This is a genomic window from Pedosphaera parvula Ellin514, assembly GCF_000172555.1.
Classification (GTDB): domain Bacteria; phylum Verrucomicrobiota; class Verrucomicrobiia; order Limisphaerales; family Pedosphaeraceae; genus Pedosphaera.
In genome coordinates, this window is record NZ_ABOX02000032.1 from 59,470 (window position 1) to 78,765 (window position 19,296).

The 19,296-nt window shown below is 52.3% G+C and carries 16 protein-coding genes; 3 read left to right on the forward strand and 13 right to left on the reverse strand.

All coding sequences use genetic code 11. The annotated features are described in order from the left end of the window. Positions 1-16: 16 nt before the first annotated feature. The 4 genes from CFLAV_RS21080 to CFLAV_RS21095 are packed head-to-tail and all read right to left on the reverse strand — an operon-like array spanning position 17 to position 6,226. Complete coding sequence (locus CFLAV_RS21080; protein ID WP_007416858.1) at positions 17-2,374, reverse strand: secretin GspD/PilQ domain-containing protein; 2,358 nt, start codon at positions 2,372-2,374, stop codon at positions 17-19. Next, positions 2,371-3,090, reverse strand: coding sequence for a hypothetical protein (locus CFLAV_RS21085; RefSeq protein ID WP_007416859.1), 720 nt, complete (start codon positions 3,088-3,090; stop codon positions 2,371-2,373). The genes CFLAV_RS21080 and CFLAV_RS21085 overlap by 4 nt, the downstream gene beginning before the upstream one ends. Beyond that, the gene (locus CFLAV_RS21090) at positions 3,087-4,478 is read right to left on the reverse strand and encodes a hypothetical protein (RefSeq protein ID WP_007416860.1); all 1,392 of its coding nucleotides are present in this window, start codon (positions 4,476-4,478) and stop codon (positions 3,087-3,089) included. Before CFLAV_RS21090 ends, CFLAV_RS21085 begins: the two co-directional genes overlap by 4 nt. Continuing rightward, positions 4,475-6,226, reverse strand: a complete 1,752-nt coding sequence (locus CFLAV_RS21095) for a GspE/PulE family protein (RefSeq protein WP_007416861.1) — start codon at positions 6,224-6,226, stop codon at positions 4,475-4,477. Before CFLAV_RS21095 ends, CFLAV_RS21090 begins: the two co-directional genes overlap by 4 nt. A gap of 149 nt (positions 6,227-6,375) precedes the next feature. Here CFLAV_RS21095 and CFLAV_RS21100 point away from each other — a divergent pair, with 149 nt between their 5' ends. Continuing rightward, on the forward strand, positions 6,376-7,221 hold the full coding sequence (locus CFLAV_RS21100; protein WP_007416862.1) for a formyltetrahydrofolate deformylase: 846 nt from the start codon (positions 6,376-6,378) through the stop codon (positions 7,219-7,221). Between the two features lie 58 nt (positions 7,222-7,279). After that, positions 7,280-8,308, forward strand: coding sequence for a tetratricopeptide repeat protein (locus CFLAV_RS21105; RefSeq protein WP_007416863.1), 1,029 nt, complete (start codon positions 7,280-7,282; stop codon positions 8,306-8,308). 23 nt (positions 8,309-8,331) lie between these two features. Here the strand turns inward: CFLAV_RS21105 and mpl are convergent, their stop codons facing one another. Further along, positions 8,332-9,684: a UDP-N-acetylmuramate:L-alanyl-gamma-D-glutamyl-meso-diaminopimelate ligase gene (mpl, locus tag CFLAV_RS21110; protein ID WP_050785902.1), complete on the reverse strand. Its 1,353-nt coding sequence runs from the start codon at positions 9,682-9,684 to the stop codon at positions 8,332-8,334. Between the two features lie 463 nt (positions 9,685-10,147). Between mpl and CFLAV_RS21115 the strand changes: the two genes are divergently transcribed. Continuing rightward, complete coding sequence (locus CFLAV_RS21115; protein ID WP_007416866.1) at positions 10,148-11,233, forward strand: hypothetical protein; 1,086 nt, start codon at positions 10,148-10,150, stop codon at positions 11,231-11,233. Between the two features lie 440 nt (positions 11,234-11,673). Here CFLAV_RS21115 and CFLAV_RS21125 read toward each other — a convergent pair whose 3' ends face one another. From CFLAV_RS21125 to CFLAV_RS21160, 8 genes are all read right to left on the reverse strand, one after another. Next, complete coding sequence (locus CFLAV_RS21125) at positions 11,674-11,910, reverse strand: hypothetical protein (RefSeq protein WP_007416867.1); 237 nt, start codon at positions 11,908-11,910, stop codon at positions 11,674-11,676. Between the two features lie 373 nt (positions 11,911-12,283). After that, positions 12,284-12,892 (reverse strand): hypothetical protein, encoded by a 609-nt coding sequence (locus CFLAV_RS21130; protein ID WP_150107524.1) that lies wholly within the window; start codon positions 12,890-12,892, stop codon positions 12,284-12,286. Between the two features lie 96 nt (positions 12,893-12,988). Continuing rightward, the gene (locus CFLAV_RS21135; RefSeq protein ID WP_007416869.1) at positions 12,989-13,507 is read right to left on the reverse strand and encodes a hypothetical protein; all 519 of its coding nucleotides are present in this window, start codon (positions 13,505-13,507) and stop codon (positions 12,989-12,991) included. Positions 13,508-13,632: 125 nt separating this feature from the next. After that, on the reverse strand, positions 13,633-14,787 hold the full coding sequence (locus tag CFLAV_RS21140) for a cellulase family glycosylhydrolase (RefSeq protein ID WP_007416870.1): 1,155 nt from the start codon (positions 14,785-14,787) through the stop codon (positions 13,633-13,635). Positions 14,788-15,143: 356 nt separating this feature from the next. Continuing rightward, complete coding sequence (locus CFLAV_RS21145; RefSeq protein WP_007416871.1) at positions 15,144-16,568, reverse strand: hypothetical protein; 1,425 nt, start codon at positions 16,566-16,568, stop codon at positions 15,144-15,146. A 52-nt stretch (positions 16,569-16,620) separates the two neighbouring features. After that, entirely contained in the window at positions 16,621-17,220 is a 600-nt protein-coding gene (locus CFLAV_RS21150) for a PPC domain-containing DNA-binding protein (RefSeq protein ID WP_007416872.1), read from the reverse strand. 97 nt (positions 17,221-17,317) lie between these two features. Continuing rightward, a complete protein-coding gene (locus tag CFLAV_RS21155; protein WP_007416873.1) occupies positions 17,318-17,737 on the reverse strand; it encodes a phosphatase in 420 nt (139 codons plus the stop codon). 31 nt (positions 17,738-17,768) lie between these two features. Then, positions 17,769-19,253 (reverse strand): alpha-amylase family protein, encoded by a 1,485-nt coding sequence (locus CFLAV_RS21160; RefSeq protein WP_007416874.1) that lies wholly within the window; start codon positions 19,251-19,253, stop codon positions 17,769-17,771. Between the last annotated feature and the right edge of the window lie 43 nt (positions 19,254-19,296).

The window sequence follows — 19,296 nt, forward strand, 5'->3', positions numbered from 1 at the left end:
TTCTTCCCCGGCCCGCTTACTCATCCCTGGGGACCTGAATTTTTTCCGCCTGCTTCAGCCGCTTGGCCTCTTCCTTGCGGAAATCAGCTTCAGCCGCTTTCACACCGGGCAGTCTGTCCCGTTCGCGCGTCGCCACCAGGGCAGCCGCTTCAGGTGTGGGCAATACGGTCGGACGAATCAACACGATCAATTCGGTTCGCTTATTGGAATCGGAGGTGCTCCGGAACAGGTAACCCAATACCGGGATGTTCATCAGCAAAGGCACGCCAGATTTCGATCTGCTCTTGGTTGAACTGATGAATCCACCCAAAATAATGGTGTCCCGATCCTTGACCGACACCTTGGCTTGAGCTGTGCGCTTGGTGGTTGTCGGCACAGGATTGTTGTCGATGATGGTTGGTGTGCCAAGTTGCTGCACGTCCTGGGTTATATCCATCACCACCAAGCCGTCGGGGTTGATCAACGGTGTGACTTGCAAGTTGATACCCACGAAGGTTTGTTGATATTGCGAACTCGCCTGCCCGTTAAGGCCACCGAAGTAGGTTCCGGTAACGTAGGGAACCGTATCACCGATCTGAAGGTTCGCCGTAACCGCATGCGAGGTCTGAATGCGCGGACGGGAGAGAACATTGATTCGGTTGTCCGTGGCGGCCGCTGTAATTGTAGCGGAGAAATCATTGTTGAACTGAGCCAGATAACTGAAGCCGCTCGGCAAGCTATTCGCCGCGTTGGTAGCCGTGCTTGCAAAATTGGAAAAGCTTGCAAAAGGTCCATTCTTAATTGCCCCGATGCCTTGGAAGTAGTTATTGCCGGAAGGCGAGGTTTGCAGGTAGCTCACACCCAGGTCGCGTGTATCATCCAGGGTTACTTCCATGATAATCGCTTCAATCAAAACCTGGGCCAGCACCACGTCCAGCTTCCCAACAATATCCTTGATCACATCCATGTCCTGCTTGCTGGCAAATACCAGGAGCGAGTTCGTCCGCTCATCAGCAATGATTTTATTGTTACCCAAAATCTGGAATTCTCCGCTGCTCGAAGCTCTTTTGACAATTTGCTGCAGACGATCCGTGAAGCTGGTGGTCCGGTTGCCACCTTGAGCACCTCCAAAAGGACTTTGACTTGTTCCCATACCCGGACTGGTTCCGAACGGGTTGGAGCCCGGAGTACCGCCCAGGGTGCCGGTCGAATAGCCGCCAGGCGCCGCCCCTGAACCAGCCAGGTTACTGCCAGTTCGACCGGAACGACCAATGGACGTTCCGCCGCCCCCGCCGCCACTGCCAAGACTGCTCAAGGCCGATGAAATGTCAGCTGCCAGGGCATATTTGATCGGGATGACCGCAGTTTCATAATCCATCGGCACTTCGACATCCAGTTTCGCGATGACTTCCAGCATCCGCTTCACATTCTCAGAGTAATCGCGAATGAAAATAGTCTGGTTGTTCTCAACTGGAAAAATACCACCTGGCATTTTTGCAAACGGCGTCAAGGCCGGCATCATTTCGCTTGGCTTGAGATACTTCAGTTGCACGATCTTCGAAACGAAGAGACCGGTCTCAGGTAGCTGGCTCGGATCTCCAGTGCTAAATTCAGGCGAGTCTTGCAATGCCTGATTTTGTGGCAGGGCTTTCACGAATTTATCCCCCACGTTAATCATGGTGATTCCATTCAACGCCAGCACACTGTTTAAAGCCTCGATCGCTTCGGACTTCGTTAATGGTGTCTGGGTCTTCAACGTAATCAACTGGGCTGGCAACGCCGTCGGCCGCAGCACCGTGCGGTTGACCAACTCGCCGTAAATCGTCAATACCTGGTTGACATCCACTGCCGGAAAATTGATTTCACCCGCTGGAATGATGGGCTCAGCAGGTTTGGCAGGCCCTGTATTTGCAGCCGCTGCATTGGTTGTTTGCAACAAAGCTGCAGTGGCCGCCACTGCCGCGTCAACCGGTCCGGGTGTAGGTGTGGGAGTCGGAGTTACCACGGCACCAGGGGCAACTGTCACAGCATTGGTGGCAATGGCGTTTGTTCCACTCGCAACTACTGCATTCGTCGAAACCGTATTGGTCAGCGGCGGTATTCTGCGCGGCGGAACACGACGCGGAGTAGTGGTTGGTGGTGTTGGAAAGCTGGATTGTGCCAACTGGGCAGGTGCCGCGGTGATGGCGGGATTAGTGCCACTGGAAGCCGGGGCAGCAGCGGAAACGGCGGCGGTATCAACGTTGGAACCTGTGATTCCGTTCGTTTCGCTGGCCATCGTTTCACGCAGTTTTCGTCTAAGCACATTGTAACGGCTGTCTGCATTATTCGTGTCAGCCGTTTGCGCCCAGACACCCACACAGGACGTTAGCAGTACAAATAGAATAGTTTTCACGGTCTTTTTAAAGTTTGTGGCCCCAATTTGTTCGTGACTCCGGGCATTTTTATCGAAGCAGTCGCTGTTTTGTTGGAACCAGTAGTTGGCACTGAAGCTGGTTTTTTGGCTGGTGCAGGTACTGCCGCAGCTGTTTTGGACTCGGATGCAGCAGGCACCGTCGCCCTCGGCGGGACTTTCTTCTGATAACTGGATACAAGCGTAATGTTCGCATTCAGTTGCTGATGGGAGGGTTCAGGCCTAAGGCTCATGGACCGCACACGCATCGTTGAACCACCGCTACCAAGGCTGTAAAGGAAGTTCACCAGATTTGTTTCGTTCGCGATCACATTAATACTCATTTGCTGCTCGACGAAAAACTGATTGGTATGAGTGCTCAGCGGGGAGTTGTTCACCCGGGACACATTGTTCTCGTTAAGGCGCGCCATGTAAAACCGCTCAAAGTTAATCCCCTGGTCTTCCAATGGAACTGCCGACCCTTCGGATTCCATCATATTTACCTTGCGTTGATACTCGGCCTTATGCCCCACTTCCCGGCGATACATCTCAAGCGTTTTCTGAGCCTTTTCCATGCGCAAGGTAGCCCTCGCAAAACCATGAAATTGCGGCACGATGAATAACCAGTTCAACACGACGAAAAATATCAATCCCACCACCACGACCAGACGGCGTTCGCCGGGACGCAGCTTCATGAAGAGTTCCGTATACTTCTTCATTGCTCATCCTCCCCGCGCGCCAATTCCGCGCCTAATCTCCAGGTAATTCCCCCTCCTGGTCCTCTTTGAATAATCGGGAGATCTACCCTCTGGAACAAAGGCTGGTCGGGACGGTCACTCATTTTTGCCTTCTGTAGCGCCTCGCTAAAATCCGTGGCCAGGGCATCCTGCCCGGCCGGGCCGGTGCCATTCAGGGACAACGACCTGCCATTCCTGAATTCCATTGAAGTGATGGTAAGGTTTTCAGGCAGCAGCTCTGCAACCGTCTTCCAGCAATTCAACGAAGCGTATTTCAGCGCTTGCCGATCCTGTAGAATTTCCATTCGCGCTTTTAATTGCAGTGCATTTGTGTACGACGCGCTCAATCCCTGCATCTGCTGCTCGACACCCTGCGCGCGATAATCCTGGTACTCTGAGGTCGCGATATAAATTAAAACCGCAAACACGTAGACTGCCACGACCGCACCCAGAATGCGCATCCACAGCCGGTCCACATATTGTTGGTGGTACCGACTCGTATATTCCGGTGGAATAATGGTGGCTTTGTCACTGCTTTTGGCAGCGCGATTCGCAGTCAAAGCTGCCAGGGCCGCCGGCGCAAGCGGAGGAATAACCTCGACCGAACGGCCCAGCCATGTTTGGAACATTTCCTGCCACTTCGCAGCCGTAGTCTCGCCCGCGACCAAATGCCAGCGAGGCGAAGAGGTAAGCCAGCCTTCCAATTCACCAGCCCAGGCCATTTGCAATAGTTGCTCCTTCAACGCGCTTGCGCTGTTGCCGTCGGCTGGAACGTGGATCAACCCCAGGTTGCGTAAGGCTCCGTTGTGCCACCACCCCACCAATCCTGTGAAATTCGTCTCATCGTTACTGGTCGGATAGATCCAGGCTCCGTCCTCAGCAATCGGAGTTGCCTGCAACTGATCAATCATCGGCACTTCAATGCGATCCGCCAGGTAACCCTGACTTTCCAGTTGCCCAAGCATGTCATCCACCAGGCCGCGTGCCACCATGATGACAATCACTGTTTGCAGATTGTCGACCGACTGCGGCATCACATAAATGCTCCACGCAATGTGGGTTACTGGAAGCGGTGAAAGTTTCTCCAATTGCAACTCCACCATCGAAACCGTTTCGTCGAAACTGCTCGTGGGAAGATGAATTACTCTCAGGAAAACCTGGTCCACCGGCAGGAAAGCGATGTTCAACTTTGGTTGGAACACTGCCTTCCAATCCTTGGCCACAAGTTTCTCGGGCAAAGGATCGGCAACCGGAATGGTCTGCTCCTGGGATAAATTAAATCCGTTTCGACCGGCCGCAAAACTCCACAATTGGCGGAAATCGGCGCCGACCCGAACAACGTTACAAAATTGCCAGCGCTTGTTCTTCAACTTTTCACCCTTATTTCAGCTTTTCTTTCTTCAGCCAGTGCATCGAGATGCTCTTCAATTTGCGTCACACGCAGCACTTCCTCGATCGTCGTGCGTCCAGCTTTCACTTTGTTCCAACCGTCCGTGCGCAAGGTACGCATGCCTAATTCCATGGCCCGGTTGGCGATGGTTGAGGCTGCCGCGCGGCTCAAAATCAATGGTCTTATTTGTTCGTTCAAAAGCAATAATTCGTAAATACCTTGTCGTCCCTGATACCCCAGTTGGCGGCACTCTTCGCACCCCACCCCGCGCCAAAATTTGGCAGTTTCGATATCGTTCGCCGGGAAACCAATCTTTCGCAAGTAATCGCGTTCAACTTTTTGCTCGGTCTTGCAACCGGGGCAAATATTACGCACGAGGCGCTGTGCCATGACCGCCTCCACTGAGGAAGCCACGAGAAACGGCTCAATGCCCATGTCGATCAAACGGGTAAACGCGCTCGGTGCATCGTTGGTGTGCAGCGTGCTGAACACCAAGTGACCTGTCAACGCGGCTCGAATCGCAATTTCTGCAGTTTCCAAATCGCGAATTTCCCCGACCATGATCACATTCGGATCCTGACGCAGGATATGGCGCAACCCCATCGCAAACGTCAGACCAATGTCTGAACGCACCGCGATCTGGTTGATGCCCTTCAACTCATATTCCACCGGTTCTTCGATGGTAATGATGCGCTTCGACACGGAGTTAATCGTGCTCAAGAACGCGTAAAGCGAAGTGGATTTGCCGGAACCGGTTGGTCCCGTTACCAGGAAAATTCCGTGCGGCTTGAGAATAATTTCGCGAATCGCTGTCTCTTCCACCGGCGCAAAACCCAACTTTTCAAGCCCCAGAAAGATTTTACCACGAGTCAGCAAACGAAGCGATACGCTCTCACCATACACCGTGGGCACGGTGGAAACGCGAATGTCGATTTCCTCACCTTTAATTCGCACGTTGATTCGTCCGTCCTGCGGCAGACGTTTTTCGGCGATGTTCATCCCGGACATGACTTTGATACGGGAAATTAAAGCTGCCTGGTACCGCTTCAACTGTGGCGGCATTGGCGTTTGGTGCAAAATACCGTCAATACGGTATCGAATCCGCAACTCGTCTTCGGACGGTTCAAAGTGAATGTCCGTTGCCCGATCTTTGAATGCTTCCCAGATAATCTGGTTGACGAACTTGATGACGCTGGCTTCCTGGTCCCCTTCGGTAATTTCCTTGTCCTCACCCACCAACAATTCCAATGGCTCATCCTTGGCCATTTCATCGAGTGTTTCGGCACCGACGCCGTAATATTTTTTCAGCGCTTTCTCAATTTCCGCCTTGGGAGCCAGCGCAAATTCAACCGGACCCGCCGCATTGAAGCGGACAGCGTTCATCATCGCCGCATCAAACGGATTGCTGATGACGACTTGCAAAACGCCCTTCTCAAACTGAGTCGGCAGCACGGAGTACTGGAATGCCACCTTGGTAGGTATCTTTTGACTCGCCTCTGGTGGAACGCCCACTTTTGGCAGATCCAAAAAAGGCCATTTCAACGCAGTTGCAAGCTGTTGCAGGAAAACGTCTTCCGCAACTCCACGCTCGCGGCAAATAAAGGCGAGCAACGCTTCTTGAGAACCGTTTTCAATCGCCACACGCCAAGCCTTGCTATACTCCTCAAACTGCTCGGGAGTAACCACGGCTACCTGGACAATAAAGTCTTTTATCGATGCAAATTCCATCTTCTTATCTCTGCTGTTTAACAAGCGAAACTCAAGAAAGTTGCGCGAAGGGCAGAAGATATTATCCCTTTGCCCATATTACAATGGCTTTTCCCATTAAAAAGGGCTTGCTTATGCCCTATAGCTTATTGCCAATAGGATGACGCGCAATGAAACAATTCGTTACCATCACAGTAATAGGAAAAGATAAAACCGGCGTGGTAGCCCGCGTCACCGGCTTTTTGTTCGAAGTCGGCGGAAATATCGAAGGTCTTGAGGAGCAAGTGACACGCGGGCAGTTCAGCATGACCATCCAGGCCTCATGGAAGCCAAACTCCTGGTTTCCCGTTCAGGTTCACCAAGGTTTGAAGGAACTCGCGACCTTCCTGGGCATGGAAATCAAGATACGTTATGCTGAACCACATCGCCGCCAACGTTTTGCCATCATGGTGACGAAGGAGACCCACTGTTTGGAAGCTCTTTTGAAAGCCATCCGCGAAGCCAAACTCAACGCTGAACCCATTGTGGTGATTTCCAATCGCCGGGATTTGGAACCCCTTGCCCGCAAAAACAAGGTTCCATTTGAAGTTGTTTCCTGGAATGACCGTAACAAGGCAGAAGAAGAAACTCTGCGCATTCTGGAAAAGTACGAGGTTGATTTTGTCGTTTTAGCGCGGTTCATGAAAATTCTCTCCCCTAACTTTGTTTGGCGCTACAAAAACAAAATCATCAATATCCACCCTTCCTTGCTTCCAAGTTTTCCTGGGCCTCAGGCTTATCGCCAGGCCTACGAACGGGGTGTTAAAATCATCGGTGTCACAGCACATTTCGTCACCATGCACTTGGATGAAGGCCCCATCATCTCTCAAGGTTGCTTTAATGTCCGACCCAATATGAATTTGAAAGACATCGTCGCCGCCGGACAAAAAATTGAATCTCAAGTTCTCCTCAAGGCGGTGAAACTCCATTTAAGCAAGCGTCTCGACGTCTATTGGGGGATCGTTAAGGAAGTTTAGCGTCAAAGTGGAAGCACTCGGGGCTCGACTCATCTCTATCCCGTGCTAATTTGGCTTCGTGAGCAATCTTTTGATAGGTTTACTGGGAGCGTTGGTGGCGACGAATCAGCCGGCTGCAGTTAGCAATCTCGTTACCCAAACCACCGGCATTACTGTCAATGTGCCGGATGCCAACGACCCCGTTGAAAAGGAATATCAAAAAATCCTCGCGGATGATGATGCCGCCCAAACTGAGGTTGATGGCTGGATTCGCGGAAACAATGCCTTCGTTGAAAAAGGCGGTGGCGCGCCCAATGACATCCTTAACTCTCGTATCCTAAAACGTTTCGAGGTCGTAAAGCAGGAATACGAAGACTTTATCAAGAGCAATCCCAAACACGTGCGTGCTTACCTGGCTTACGGAAGTTTCCTCGCCGATATCAAGGACGAAGACGCGGGCAAGGAACAGTATGAAAAAGCTCGTGAAATTGACCCGAAAAATCCCGCCGCCTGGAATAATTTAGCCAATTACTACGGCCACAACGGACCGGTCACGAATGCGTTTGCTTATTACACAAAAGCCATCGAATTGAATCCCACCGAGCCGGTTTATTATCACAACTTCGGCACCACAGTTTTCCTCTACCGCAAGGATGCGATGGAATTTTACAAGATCGATGAACAACAGGTTTTCAATAAGGCACTCGATCTTTATTCCAAGGCACAAAAGCTCGACCCGGATAATTTCCAACTCGCCCAGGACATCGCTCAAACTTATTACGGCATCCGTCCTCCTCGTTATGAAGACGCGTTAAAATCCTGGACCAACGCATTGCACGCCGCTGAAACGGATATCGAAAGGGAGGGCGTTTACATCCATGTCGCCCGTATCAAGGCCAGCACCGGCCATTTCGATGAAGCCCGCCAATGCCTCAACTCCGTCACGAACGAATTCTATAACACACTAAAAAAACGTGTGGCTCGCGCGGTTGATGAAAAGGAGGCAAAAGCAAAGGGCAGTGATGCGAAGGATACGAATGCACCCACGAACCTGGACGCTGACGTGCCCCTCGACAAATTACCTTCGAAGCAAAAGTCGTCTAACTAAATTGGAGCAGACGCAATTTCGCATTATCTCCGCGCCACTTTTGCCAGGCGATCCAGCAGCTTGTTATGGATGCCACCAAAGCCGCCATTGCTGAATACACAGATCACTTCGCCTCCCTGCGCATGCTTGCAGACATGCTCCACAATCGCGTCCGCATCGAGTAAATACTCCGCCGTCTTACCCTTGCTCTTAATTTCCTGCATCAAGCGCTCTGGATCCAGCCGTTCCTCCGGCTTTAATAATTCCAAGCGCGCAATCTGCGAAACCACCACGGCATCCGCATCGGCAAACGAATCTGCCAATTCAGTCTGGAAAACATTGCGTCGCGTTGTATTGGTGCGGGGTTCAAAAATCGCCCAAATCTTCTGCCCCTTAAATTTAATCCGCAATGCCTTCAATGTTTCGCGAATTGCCGTGGGATGATGTCCAAAATCATCCACCACCGTCACCCCGCCACTCACGCCACGCACTTCCATGCGGCGTTTGATGCCTTTAAACGTATCGAAAGCCGATTGAATTTCATGGTTCTTTAACCCGCAATGCTTCGCGCAAGCCACCACCGCCAGGGCATTCCTCACGTTCAATTCCCCCAACAAACCAATGCGGAATTTAAAACTCGGAATCTCAAATTCCGAAACCGTCGGCGCCAGATTTAAATTCATGGCCCGCCACGCATTCTCTTCACCAAAACCGAATCGTTTCACCGGACAATGCGTCACATTCAATAACGGAGCCAGATTCGGATCATCACCATTCGCGATCAACTGCCCATTGCGCGGCACCAAATTGATGAAGCGTTTGAATGCCGTCTGAATCGTTCCCAGGTTTTCAAAAATATCCGCGTGATCAAACTCAAGGTTATTGATGATCGCAACCTCCGGCAGGTAATGCACAAACTTGCTCCGTTTATCAAAAAAAGCCGTGTCATACTCATCCCCTTCAATGATGAACCATTCGCTGTCCGTGAACTTCGCCCCCTGCCCCAAATTATTCGGAATGCCTCCAATCAGATAACTTGGATTATACCCGTTGTGCTCGAAAACCCACGTCAACAGCGACGTCGTGGTGGTCTTCCCATGCGTGCCGGTCACCACCAGCGAACGCTTGCCGCGAATAAAAAATTCCTTCAACAATTCCGGCAGCGAGCAATATCTCAGCTTTTTTTCCAAAGCCACTTCCGCCTCCGGATTCCCGCGCGAAATCGCATTCCCGATCACCACCAGGTCCGGCTTGTGCGCCAGATTCGATTCCGCATAACCCGACATCACCTCTACTTTTTTCTCCGCCAAAAATGTCGACATCGGTGGATACACATTCTGGTCCGAACCCGTGACGTGAAAACCCTTCTCCTTCATCGCTGCCGCCGCTGATGCCATTGCTGTGCCGCAAATACCACGAAATGAACTGACCGGATTCCTGCAAACATAAAATTGAATGACAATTAAAATTTAAGAACTCTGCAACGCAGCAAGCAGGAATCAAAATCACGTCCAAGTCTAAACATCAAAATCGAAAATTCTCAACGCACCTAAACGAAAATCAGTCATCCTCGCCCGCATTTTGGACACCAATGTCCATATTTATTATAACTTATCTTTACATGTTTAAAACCAACAACATAAGCCGCGTTAATGCACAGGCTTCACCCGTCCTCGCCTACAGAATAAGCTGATCCGAGATGCCCCAGCATCCGGAGTTACCCAGCCGCAGATCGGCTCAAGTTTTTTCTGTTCGAGTCCTTACAACTTTTTTACAAAAGTCTGACAATTTCGGGAACTCCTTGTGTGATATTCATTCAGTGAGCCAGGCAGGATAAAGCTCGCTCCCGATAACACACATATGCACAATCCTATTTGGAAAATCCTTTGGCGACTGGTCACCCTAACCGCCCTTGTCTCACAGGCCGCGACTCCGGCCGACAGTGCGCCCCGAATTTTAGTCATTGCTCCACCCGCCACCAACCACGACTCTTCAGCCCTGAACGTGTCGAGCTTTTCCGCAGATGGCCGCCAGGAAATCGCCGAACTACGCGGCCAGGGCTGGTATGGAATCGATGAAGATTCAGCCGCATTTTTGCAGATAAATGGCCCTCACTCCGCAGGAGCCCGCTTGCTGGTCATCAACCGAAAAACCCTCGACATCATCGCAGACAAAACCCTCCATGATATCCATCCCGGCTTGTTGAAAGCGACTATCGCCGACCAACTGGCCGTCCACTCACAAACAGCCACCGTGGTTTTTCAAGTTGTGGACGCCCAGGGCTTCGGCTTCATCGAGGCCAAATGGAAAATCGGCGCGACACCTCGTTTGCCAGGTGATCGACTCGGTTATCCAGTGGCTTGGCTTCCCATTCCTTCGGGAGTCGTCGTGAGCACCTTCCACCAAACGGCAGCCTACGATGCATCCACCCATAAACAAGTTTTGCTCCTTGACCGAAGAGGCGATGATTCCATTCGCGGCCAAAGGCAGGTATATTATCTGCCAACACTCGGGCTGATGGAGTATTACAACGGCACACACTTGCAATTCACCGATACCAATCTATCCACCGCCATTCCAAATCCGGAACACTTTCCCACCACAAAGATAACCGGCAAAATCTTCGTGAGAAACACCGACGGAAAGCCATTTCTGATCTGGGGAGAGAACAAAGAATTAAACAATCCGCGCACACCACCGACCGGCATAACAGAAATCGTCATCTTCGATCCCATCTCAAAAAAAGAGCTGCTGCGCCAACCGCTCGGACACAATTTCTCAGCGGATTTCCAGCCAGACCAGACTGGAATGAACATTTATTTCATCGAACCAAAGTCTGGGAAGATATTTTGTCTTAATTGGAAAACACAAACCATAAGTCCCTTTGCGAACACGGGGCTTCAAAGCCTCAACGAAAGTAACCTCGCCATCGTAGCCGCGGATTAAGAGCCTGTTTTAAAATTCTGGAGAGTGCTGTTTTTGCGCCAAAGGCTGTATGGCAAGGCGCGACGAAGGAGAATATCCCTGGTGGATCTTCGACTGAGGAGCAACGCCGCCAGACGGCCTTTTGCGCGAAAACCCTCCGGGCGGCGGTGCTTTTGGCCGCAGCCTGCGTTGGCTCGGCCCTCACCGCCCGCTTTAGGGGGATGCTTGGTGCCCGTGCGGAAGCACCTCGCCGCCTTGGCCACAGCCAAAATCTCCAACCGCAGCACCCTCCATAATTTTAAAACAGGCTCTTAGGCTCTTCAGAAACTAAAAACCCAAATACCTGGCTGTCCGGAACCAAAGGAAGTCTTCGATGGGACAAACGCCCAAGCCCGGCTCGTTGTCATTCGCAAATCAAAAAGCAAAAATCGCAAATTTCAAAACTCTTCACCAACTGTCCCTCAACTAATCGCCACCATCTCCACTGGCTCGCCACCTTCCATCTTCAACACCAAATCCACATCCTCCAACCCAAACCGGCGACACACCTCCACCATCGTCCCCAGCCGTTCATATTTGGTCGCGGCATCGGGTGAATTCGCCCAACCGCCCCCCTCCTGCTCCACAAAATAAAGACCCGTTGCTTGATGCCGAATGACCCGCTTTGCTGTATGAGGCAATGTTTGAGTATCAGTCATGCTGACACCTTCTTACAATCCGATTGCATGAACAATGGGGGAAACTCCTAGACCATCTCCATCACACCTTCGCAAACAAGTTCGCGCACGCGACTCACGATTTCAATATTGTCCGTTACCCCACCCGCGTACGCGCCCCACGGTGCAACCCGTCGCGCCAGCAATCAACTATTCGGTAGGGACGTGTTGCGCCGCGTCCGTGACCTCCCTCACGCTCCAACCCGATTCATCGTGGTCTTCGCGTAGGCGACCGTCGATTCATTGTCACCCACGACCATCACTAACTGATGCAACCGAGACTCTGGCGAGCCCAGACCTCCCTCCCGCTCCAATCCAATTCCTCATTCCCAGCTCTCCACGCCAACATCCGCACTCATCCGGGCAATTCAGCCACTCCAATGAAGGTTTCTCGAGTCTCTGTCTCACCGAAAAACGCCCAGAGGCCGCTTCCGCCACCGTAATTATTATCGTCGGCCACTTCCTGCCCAGCCGCAATCCAGCCGTCTTTTGGCGCGTCATACCAGGCGATAAATTGATCGGCAGAAAAGAATTTCCCGGTGACAGTGTTCAACACATATTTGTTCCCTGCTGGACGAAATCCTGCAAAACAAGTGATTCGAATACGACCCTGGGAAATGTTTTTGATTTTGGTTGAATAAATCATTTTGCCCTCGGCATCCCTTCGAAAATTTTTGTGCTGCACTTGAATAACGATCCGCCCAAACTTCATTTCTGCCGAATCAAGCATGAGCGACTCCTTTGAACCAGCGGCAGGTTCAAGGAAAGTGATTCCTGCGGGCAGAGGTGCAAAAAGATTCACACCGTTAAGCACCTCCTTGTTCGGATAAACCACCAGATATGAATGAACCTCCTTCGCGCTCACAGGTGTGTTATCCTCCAGGTAGAGGGTATGACGGTTATAGCTTGCAGCCTTCATCCAAATCCGGGGAGATTTGAGCGGCATTCCCACGTAAACGGTCATTCCCTTACTGGCATCAGGCAACCATTCACAGGTTGCGGATTTGAATCTGCTAAATAAAAATCTAAGCATAACCAAACAAAACTCCACGCTGCCCCTTCACTTGGACTTTGGCGGCTCTTTCAATTCATTCTGCCCCAACGACTCCACAAACGCTTTATAATTTTTAACCTTACGAAACCCCACCTGGTCCATCGCCAATCTCGGCTTCGCATCCTCCTTGTCCATCACCGCCACCAGCACGTGAAAATTGTGCCCCCGCCCACCCGCTTCAAAATGCACTACATAATAATTTCCACCTTTCATCGCCCAAATCAGCCGATGCATCGGCGCACTCTCATCCGTCACCAAGTCCGTCGCATTCCATTTTCCCCCGCGCTCCGCCAGGCTCCCCCCTTCCCCGACACAAAGTGCGACGATCGCCGGCGGCAAATTCGTCACCGCTCGAACCTCATGAAAATTCCCCACCTGCTCCAAGGCCTTCCTATCCTCCTCCGACAACTTCGCCCCTTCCGCCCGGCACTGACCTTGAAACACCATCCCCATCAGCATCATCACGGCAAGCCACATCAAAAACAGAAATTTCCTACGCCCTCGAATCGTCGCTATATCAATCATAAATTTGCCTCGATCTTTTTTTTGCTAATGGTTGCTCACATCCTGCTGTGAACATAATCACCTATTGCCCTAGCCAGGCCAGCCAAAAACACCACCCGCGCCCGCAGCCCACGATCCCATCCGTCCTATTTTCCCGAATTATCCCTCATCGGCACAAACTCCGGCTTGAGCGAGATAAACAGCTCCAACCACTGTCGATAAATAGTTTGAGTGGGAGTGATCCGGCCCGCCCGCTCCGACGCATTCAATTCTTCGAGCGTCTTGCCGTCGTAATGCCCCATCCAGCCGCATGCAAACACCTTCGACGCACGCAGAAATGTCTTTAACTCTTCCGCGCCGCAGCTCAACGGGAATGTCTCTTCAATCACCACCGGCTTGCCCACCGCGAATAGACGCAACGATTCCAATGCTTCACCACTCTTTTTCGAGTCCGGATACAAATGCACACTCACAAAGTCCAGTTCGGGCGCCACCTTCTCTGGCACGAATCCGGAAAGATGATGCCATTCCCGCGACCACGGCAACAAACCTACCGTAATCAAGGCCGATTGATCATGCTTGCGTATCGCTGTTGTCATGCGCCGAATCCACTCCACTGGAATCTCCTCGCGCTTGCGCCCCGCCGGATCCAGCGCGATGAATTGCAGAAAATCGTAACCGCCCAACAGGATGCCCGGGTACCACTTCCCCGGCTCGCGGCGTGCTCCGGGCGAGAATGGCTCGTTGATCAGGTCATAGCAGAACACTGCCCGATGCGAGGCGCACACCTCCGCCACCGCCTCCCAAAACCGTGCTTGGGCGGTCCAGCGCGCTGACTCGTCCAACGCATCATACCACGCTGGCACATCGGCAGGCCGGTAACATGCCAGTCCCGTTATATCCAGATAAAGACCCGTTTGCTCAGCCAACTGCAACATCCGAACAAGTTGCTTGAACTCTTCCTTGTTGGGTTCATCCGGTGCCCGCATGAACTTGCCGAACTGCAAATGCACCCGGACAACATTCGCCCCCATGGCCTTCAAATCGTGAAAATCCTTCTCAATGGGCTCCCAATCCTTATCCCAGAAATCCTCCATCAATTGCCCGGCATTACCATAATTCATCCCCCAGGGATGAAACGGACGCCCCGATTCAGCGTCCACAAAACTCCGACCATCCGAAGCCACGGCAATGCGCCCCAATGATTCAGTCAACTGCGTGGTCTGCTCTGTTCCGGAACGGCGCTCCGTACAACAACCACACGCCAACAGAAGAATGGTGACCAACCAAAGCCAATTCATTGGGAACGGGAATTAACTCCGAACCCCCAACAAGTCAAGATCTCGGGGGCTGGGAATCGGAAACTAAGGCCTCGTACGGAAATAAGCTGATACGAGCTGCGCCGACATCCGGGGGCCAGTCAAGGCGCGACGAAAGAGCATATCCCAGGCGATCTGCGACTGAGAGCAACGCCGACTGGCACCCGGAGGACCAGCAGATCGGGTCAGCTTATTTCCGTACGAGGCCTGAGCAGATAAATTTCCACCAGACCACATCCATATACATCGCTTACACCCACGCACGCGACCCGCGATCCAATCCCCCGCGCCAGCCTTGGCGCCCATTTCACAACTTAACTTTCTCCTTTGCCCCCACCTTACAAAACGCGCAAGAACGCCACCAAATCCCCTTTCTCCGCCTGCGTCAAACCCAGTTGTTGAATCAAATTGAAAAACTCAACCGTATCCTCCAGCGTCAACAACCGCCCATCATGAAGATACGGCGGCGACTCCTTGATCCCACGCAGTGGAAACGTCTTAATCGGGCCCTGCGCCGTCATCATCATGCCGCCTTCCATATGCGGTTTGAAAAATCTTTCCACCGCAAGGTCATGCATCAGATTGTCCGTATAAAAAGGTGCCGGGTGGCACGCAGCACAGTTCGCTTTGCCAAAAAAGAGTGCCTCGCCGCGCACTTCACTTTCAGTTGCTTTGGAGTGATCCAGCCGTCCAAGTATATCGAGTTTTGGCGCTGGCGGAAAATCCAATATCTCCTGCATTTCCGCCATGAAATGAACTTGTGATCCGCGCTCCAGGATGTTCACACCCTTCTTCGTGGCAATAACCGGATCGCCATCAAAATACGCTGCACGTTGCTCAAATTCCGTGAAGTCCTCGACCGACTTCAGCGCTCTTTGCGACCCGAACAGTCGCTGGATATTGACGCCCCGCAGACTCGTCGTGTCGATGCGACGGCGATTCGCCTGCGGCCGGATGTCACCCACCTGATGCGTGGCTCCCGAGGTATGGCCGTTGACATGGCAATCAAAGCAGGCGACCCCTATCATCCCGTCGGCCCTTTCCGTCTTGCGATCATCGGTGGCATTGAACTGCTGCTGGGGAAACTGGGTGAGCAACAGGCGCAGGCCTTCAAGCTGCTTGGGATTGAGAATGCCATTGAAGAGCTCGAAGAAATTCGTGAGCGTGATCAGTTGCCCTCGGGAAACATCGCCGAGGTCCTTCCGTGTCGTCAGAAACATCGCCGGGGGAAACTCCGGCAGGAACCAGTCCGGCAGGTCAAAGTCCATGTCGAAACGTTCCAGCCGGGGCTGCGCTTTGATTTGGGTTTGCGGGAAGACCATGCCGCCCACCATATGTTCGATGTGCGGCAGCGGCAGATAAGGGAATACCCCTTTCTCCCGGATCTCATCCGGCGACATCTTGCTGACTTGCTCAAACGTCAGCCCATTCTTAATCTTCGCTGTCGGCCCCACTGGGATCGGCTTGCCGCGCGTCATGTGCACGTTCTCATCAACGTGACGTCGCAGGTCGTAACGCTCGTCGAGCAGCTTCTGGTGCTCGGCCATCACGCGCGGCTTCGCCTCCTTATCCCGCGCTCGCACCACATCGAAAGGCTCCACGGTCACCGGAAAGATGTATGAAGAGGGGCGCTGGTCTGCGGGCTTGGGTTGCTGCGGAGGCGGTTGCTGCGCGTTTGCGCGTGGACTGACAATCAATAATGCCGCAGAAACCACCGCGAGCGCAGGCATCATCAACAACTGAATTCGCATCGAGTCTTTCATAAGTTTCCTTTTGAGAGTGCAACGTTGCTGTTATCGATTGGTCAGGGTCCTGCTACTGTAGAGTCGGATCGATCAATGTCAGATCCGTTTCCGGATCAAGCCGTTTATGCATCGCCTTCGGGTCCACTGTCACCATTACCTCCAGCGTGGGGAATACCTGCGCATTGAGAACATGTCCACCGCGCGTTGTTCCATCGGAAAACCCCACGACCATGTGCGTATGGATCGCAGGCTTTCCTTTATAGAGCGCGATGTCGCCGACCATCGAGAGCACCTCCACCTGGCCATTGATCGGTACCTTCCGGTACATCTTGCGCTGCGGGTCAAACCACGCCAGCGTCGCTTCACTCAGCGCCCCAATCGCAGTGAAATGCGCGCTCGTAACGTGATGACTCTCTGCAAACTCCTGCAACCCGGACAAGACCTCATCACCTTTCCCAAAAATGACTGCGTATTCCGCCTTCCCATTTTCTTCGCTCAACGATTGAACCCGCATCCCAGGAGCTTTGTCTGTGGGAACAGCGTACGCCGGCGCGACATATTCACCTCCTGCCTCCTGTGAAAATCCCTGAGGAGCAGCCACCACAACCAACAGCATGCAACCAAGCCACTTTGCCAAAAACCATGCGACCGGTTTTGCATATGCCGACATAAGATTTACCCTCCTTTTGTGCCCCCAATAACGCACATTCCACGCCTCGCCGCAACCGGTTTGTCATTCGTACGAGGCAAATGACCTCGAGCTTCCCTCAAAACTGCGCCCAATAATTCGCCGAAGCATTATTATCCCAATGCACCAAACCATTAACCGCATAATAAATCGCGTATTCCACCCGTATTCCCGGCGGAATCATCGATTCAGAATGAATCACAAACCGATCTCGATCTGTGCCGAACTCATGATGCGACCACACCCCTTCAACCTCCCGATATGAGCGCCAATCATCACAGGTGTAGCGCATCCCCACGCTTTTGTTCAGTGCCAGATTGCTCACCTCCGCCGTCACCCTCAACTGCCCACTGACATACACATTCCCGCCTTCACGGTTATACTTCAGCACCTCCTGCGACACACGCCACACATTTTGTTCAGCTTCCATCGGGTTGTCATTACCCTCCCACACCTGGACCTCCTGCCCAACAAAAAAGGCATGCCCAATAAAAGACATGCCTTCTCGCGTTAAAACGAATTCGTTTCCCTTACAATCCGTTCACCGAATAAACCGCATAACCTCTCGGAGCAGCCCAAACTTGCACATTGCCGCTTCCATCGCAGTTCTGATTGTTCGGCGCATAATTCTGTCCGCTCACCGTCGAGGACCACGCATAGGCCTTCAATGTCTTGCTCTTCAAATAAGCGTTCCCTGTATTGACCGTATAACCTTTCCACGCGCTGGAATTATCATTGATCACCACGATGTAACCGGGCGAAGAAGCGGAAACTCCGTAGCTGCCATAAATCAGGCAATCACCATCATTGCTCTTCATGATCTGGATGTTCGGTCCGCCATTGGCCAGCTTCTCGCGACACCAAACCAGTTGCTTGATGCCATTTCCCCAGCCTGCCCCGCTTCCACCGCCGGTTGCCAGACCGTAATTAAAATAATCCTGCCAGAAGATGCACGGATATCCCTGGTAAGTGATGATAAAAGCATAACCCAACATCTTATCCGTCGTAATCTGATCCGTGTCATGATTCGCCACGAACGTCACAGCCCGTCCGGGATTCTTGGCCGCATAACATTTGCTTGGGTCCAGCAGGTCCGGCAAATATCCGCCGCCACCCGTGTTATTGCAGATGCTCTGCAGGGTGTAATAGGCCGCGAAATCAAATGCCGATGAATTCGCCGCGCTGGTCCACGTATCCAGAAGCCCGGTGTTCGAATCCCAATACTCACCCACACTAAACGAAGGACTCGAAGAGGCATTCATGTCATGCACCACCCACGAGTGATAACCCTTGGTGTAATCATAACGCCAGCCATCAAAACCCGCATTGCTCGTGCTCTTCAACCAGTTCAACCACGCTTTCATATCATTGTAGGCGCTGCCTGCGGTGTAGCAAATATCCGGATACCCGCCAAAAGTTCCCTCATCGCTGGTCTCATAATTATTTGGATGGAACGAATCCCAGTGCCATTTGCACATCCCGCTCGCCACCCCGCTAAAATCCGTATAGGTAGTCCCACCGGCTACTGGATTGGCTTCACCTCGCCCGCCACTCCGATGATTCAATACAATGTCCGCAATGCACGAAACTCCTTGTGCTTTGTAAGCCGAGATCGCTGATTTCAACTCCGCCTGCGTGCCGAAGTGCGTCCCCGGTCCGCCATTTTGGCTGTAGGAACCCAGGTCGTAATAATCAAACGGATCATAACCCATCGAGTAACCGCCACTCGCCGATTTTTGCGGCACCGGAAACCAGATGCGATTAATGCCATAACCGCCCGTCATGTTTTTGAGTGAAGCCGCCTGCCCGCTCATTGTGTTGTACCATCCACCGGGTGTATTCCAGTAGAAACCTTGCATCATGACTCCGGCCAGGAGTGATGACGTTGAATAGACAAATGCGACCAAAAGTACAAGCAAGGCTGTCGCCTGCTTCGTGAATGTCCTCCTTTGAAACCCGGCGATTGCGGGAACGATCCGTGGGGGCAATTTCGTTTTTATTCTCTGGTTTGACATAATTTCCTTCTGTCTAAACGGTCAGGTTGATTGGGTCGTGAGT

Bases quoted from the DNA above. Each gene is read 5' to 3' on its own strand.
- CFLAV_RS21085 (WP_007416859.1), bottom strand. From the start codon at position 3,090: ATGAAGAAGTATACGGAACTCTTCATGAAGCTGCGTCCCGGCGAACGC.
- CFLAV_RS21095 (WP_007416861.1), bottom strand. From the start codon at position 6,226: ATGGAATTTGCATCGATAAAAGACTTTATTGTCCAGGTAGCCGTGGTT.
- CFLAV_RS21100 (WP_007416862.1), top strand. From the start codon at position 6,376: ATGAAACAATTCGTTACCATCACAGTAATAGGAAAAGATAAAACCGGC.
- mpl (WP_050785902.1), bottom strand. From the start codon at position 9,684: ATGGCATCAGCGGCGGCAGCGATGAAGGAGAAGGGTTTTCACGTCACG.
- CFLAV_RS21115 (WP_007416866.1), top strand. From the start codon at position 10,148: ATGCACAATCCTATTTGGAAAATCCTTTGGCGACTGGTCACCCTAACC.
- CFLAV_RS21125 (WP_007416867.1), bottom strand. From the start codon at position 11,910: ATGACTGATACTCAAACATTGCCTCATACAGCAAAGCGGGTCATTCGG.
- CFLAV_RS21130 (WP_150107524.1), bottom strand. From the start codon at position 12,892: ATGACCGTTTACGTGGGAATGCCGCTCAAATCTCCCCGGATTTGGATG.
- CFLAV_RS21135 (WP_007416869.1), bottom strand. From the start codon at position 13,507: ATGATTGATATAGCGACGATTCGAGGGCGTAGGAAATTTCTGTTTTTG.
- CFLAV_RS21140 (WP_007416870.1), bottom strand. From the start codon at position 14,787: ATGAATTGGCTTTGGTTGGTCACCATTCTTCTGTTGGCGTGTGGTTGT.
- CFLAV_RS21145 (WP_007416871.1), bottom strand. From the start codon at position 16,568: ATGAAAGACTCGATGCGAATTCAGTTGTTGATGATGCCTGCGCTCGCG.
- CFLAV_RS21150 (WP_007416872.1), bottom strand. From the start codon at position 17,220: ATGTCGGCATATGCAAAACCGGTCGCATGGTTTTTGGCAAAGTGGCTT.
- CFLAV_RS21155 (WP_007416873.1), bottom strand. From the start codon at position 17,737: ATGTCTTTTATTGGGCATGCCTTTTTTGTTGGGCAGGAGGTCCAGGTG.
- CFLAV_RS21160 (WP_007416874.1), bottom strand. From the start codon at position 19,253: ATGTCAAACCAGAGAATAAAAACGAAATTGCCCCCACGGATCGTTCCC.